This window comes from Vibrio sp. YT-18, from assembly GCF_033337345.1.
GTDB classification, from domain to species: Bacteria; Pseudomonadota; Gammaproteobacteria; order Enterobacterales; family Vibrionaceae; genus Vibrio; species Vibrio alginolyticus.
The window spans coordinates 1-1,574 of sequence record NZ_JAWOQO010000082.1 but is presented as its reverse complement, the minus strand read 5'-3'; the positions used below and the strand labels follow the sequence as shown (position 1 = coordinate 1,574).

General features: G+C 46.3%; 1 protein-coding gene. It reads left to right on the top strand.

Features of this window, described 5'->3' with window-relative positions; translation table 11 throughout:
- Nucleotides 1-30 precede the first annotated feature (30 nt).
- Nucleotides 31-1,368, top strand: coding sequence for a sigma-54 dependent transcriptional regulator (locus R7M72_RS24460; protein WP_318056383.1), 1,338 nt, complete (start codon nt 31-33; stop codon nt 1,366-1,368).
- The last annotated feature ends 206 nt before the right edge of the window (nt 1,369-1,574 follow it).

Here is a 1,574-nt window from a genome sequence, read left to right as displayed (position 1 = left end):
AACGCACCGAACAATCAGAAGGATAAGATCATGTGTCAGGTGTTTTTTATTGATGATGAAGCCGACCTTCGATTAGCAATAGAACAAACGTTTGAGCTAGCCGATATCGAAGCGACATTTTTTTCCGATGCGGAATCCGCCTTGTTAGCCATGAAACAAAGCGACGAAGCTGGCGTAATTGTAACCGACATTTGTTTACCCGGCATTTCAGGCATGGACCTGTTAACCACGTTAGTTCAACGCGACCCAAACCTGCCAGTCATCATGATTACAGGCCATGGTGACATCTCTATGGCAGTAAATGCGTTACACCAAGGGGCCTACGATTTTATAGAGAAACCTTTTGCGCCAGAACACTTGGTTGAAACCGTAAAACGCGCCATTGAAAGACGCCAACTGACGAACGAAAATGAGAAACTTCGTCAATCACTCAAAGCAAGCCAAACGCTTGGCCCCCGAATCATCGGTGAAACCACCAGCATCCAAACGCTGCGAGAAACCATCACCCACATTGCTGATACAGATGCCGATATTCTGCTGTTTGGCGAAACAGGTACAGGTAAAGAGCTTATCGCCCGCTCACTGCACGAACAAAGTTCTCGTAGAAACAATAACTTTGTGGCGGTGAACTGTGGCGCGGTGCCAGAAAACTTAATTGAAAGCGAACTCTATGGTCACGAAAAAGGCGCATTTACTGGTGCAGACAGTCGGCGTATTGGTAAGTTTGAATTTGCGCAGGGCGGCACACTCTTCTTAGATGAAATCGAATCGATGCCAATTCAGGCACAAATTCGTTTGTTGCGCGTCCTGCAAGAGCGCGTGATTGAACGCGTTGGCTCAAACGAACTTTTACCTCTCGACATTCGCGTTGTCGCGGCAACGAAAGTGGATCTTAAACGTGCGGCGGAACAAGGCACATTTCGTCAAGACCTTTACTACCGCCTCAACGTGGTTACGCTAGATTTGCCTCCCTTACGTGAACGCAAGGAAGACATCCCTGCCCTTTTCCACCATTTTCTTTTAGTCGCGGCGTCGCGCTATGGTAAAAGTTCGCCAAGTCTTTCAGCACAAGATTTGACTCAGCTAATGGCTCACGATTGGCCGGGAAATGTCCGAGAACTGCGCAATGCAGCAGAGCGTTTCGTTTTATTAGGTAAACTCATCCAATTAGGTGAACCAAGTTCCATCCCCGCCTCAACCAGTAGCCTTGCAGAGCAAGTGGCGGAGTTTGAAAAGGCAGCGATAGAAAATGCGCTACTAGAAAACAATGGCAGCATCAAACAAACGATGGAACAGTTGAATGTGCCTCGAAAAACGCTGTATGACAAAATGCAACGCTATCAGATAGATAAAGAGCTCTATAAATAAAACAGGTTCGCACGATTGGTATTATATCCAACTTGAATCATAATTTTTCTAAGGCAATTATTGGGCTCATATGGATATGAATGAAAAAGTGAGGATACCGATCATTACCGATACAGTGATGGTAGACGGCCAGTATCAAGAAGAAAGACGCTCCGGTGAAGACCGACGTAAAAACAAAAAGAAGTGGCACGGTTATGAGCGCAGAG

Coding starts and splice junctions, on each gene's coding strand:
- R7M72_RS24460 (WP_318056383.1), top strand. CDS start 31: ATGTGTCAGGTGTTTTTTATTGATGATGAAGCCGACCTTCGATTAGCA.